Origin of the sequence: Pelosinus sp. sgz500959 (assembly GCF_042610375.1) — a bacterium.
In the GTDB taxonomy this organism is placed as follows: domain Bacteria; phylum Bacillota; class Negativicutes; order DSM-13327; family DSM-13327; genus CTSoil-075.
On sequence record NZ_JBGJZL010000037.1, the window covers coordinates 1 to 1,484 of the forward strand.

General features: G+C 36.2%; 2 protein-coding genes. Both read left to right on the forward strand.

The annotated features are described in order from the left end of the window. Positions 1–55 precede the first annotated feature (55 nt). Positions 56–592: a TRAP transporter small permease gene (locus ACAN52_RS21810; protein WP_378957250.1), complete on the forward strand. Its 537-nt coding sequence runs from the start codon at positions 56–58 to the stop codon at positions 590–592. After that, a partial coding sequence (locus ACAN52_RS21815; protein ID WP_378957251.1) for a TRAP transporter large permease occupies positions 592–1,484 on the forward strand: 893 nt, incomplete at its 3' end. The genes ACAN52_RS21810 and ACAN52_RS21815, both read left to right, overlap by 1 nt.

The following is a 1,484-nucleotide window of genomic DNA, read 5'->3' on the forward strand; positions in this document are numbered from 1 at the left end:
AACCATGTGAAGATAGTCTAAATTCGTATTAAATTGTATATTAGGAGTTGATATTTTGGAACATTCAAAAGAACCAGCGCAAATTCAGAAAAAAGAAGTAAATGGGGTATTCAGTTTACTACTATCCATCGATAAGGCCGTTGAAGAATTATCAAAGATATTGTTGCTAACAATGATCGTGATTGTATGTTTTCAAGTATTTGCTAGAAAATTGTTCAGCTATACACCGACTTGGTCTTTAGATATCACAATATTTTTACTTATATGGTTTTCATTTTTGGGTATTGCCATGGGCTTTCGAGAAAGAATACACCTTGCTTTTACTTCTATCACATTTAGCGAAAAAACAGATTTTTATATTGAAAAGCTCATTCCGATTTTTGAAATTATCTTTGCATTAATATTGATTGTTTATGGATCAAAGCTTATGATGAACGACTTTGGTCAAACGATTCCTACCATGGGTGATTTACCTATAGCCTACAGAACTCTCGCAATACCGGTATCAGGTGTCCTTATTCTGTTCTATGGCATATTTCAATTTTTTGGCGTTGATTTGAAAAGACATAAAGGATTGGGTGGTGGGCATTGATGGATCATACTACTATTGAAATTATTGTACTTACAGTAACATTTATTGGGTTAATGCTGATACGAGTGCCAATTTCGTTATGCATTGTCTCCTCTACACTCGTTGTTTTTTTAATGGAGGATTTTGGCCTTGAGTTAATTTCTCACAAAATGATAGATGGCCTTAATAACTATGCGTTACTTACCATTCCGTTCTTTATTTTGGCTGGTCAAATTATGGGAGAAGGTGGACTAGCAAAACGATTAATAAAGTTCGCCCTGCTAGGTTTTGGTCGATTTAAGGGTGGTCTTGCTATGGTAAACTGCCTTGCGTGCCTATTGTTTGGCAACATTTCTGGCTCAGCTGCTGCTGATATCGCTTCTGTGGGTACTGTTTTGATCCCGCAGATGGTGAAAAAAGGTTATAGTAAAGAATTTGCTACAAGCCTTACTATTTCTGGTGCTATACAAGGTGTTGTTGTTCCACCAAGTCATAATTTAATTTTGTATGCTCTTGCTTATGGCGCATCTGCTCCGTCTATCAATGCTCTTTTCTTAGCGGGTGTATTTCCTGGTATTGTTATATGTGCAATCTTAATGACTGCTGGTCGATTTCTAGCGATTAGAAATGGTTACACAACGATTGAAATAATACCGAAGGAAGAACACGGAAAAACTATTTTTGACGGAATATTTTCTATTATGCCTTGCGTTATCATTCTAGGGGGTATTTTTACAGGTTGGTTTACAGCCACTGAAGCGGGAGCCATTGCTTGCTTGTACGCTTTCATTATTACCTTCTTCTTTTATCGAGATATTCCCCTTACAGAATTTTGGCCAATTATATTAAAAACATTAAGAATCTGCTCTCTTGTATTTTTCTTAATGGCAGCTTCGGCAGCATTTAGCTATGT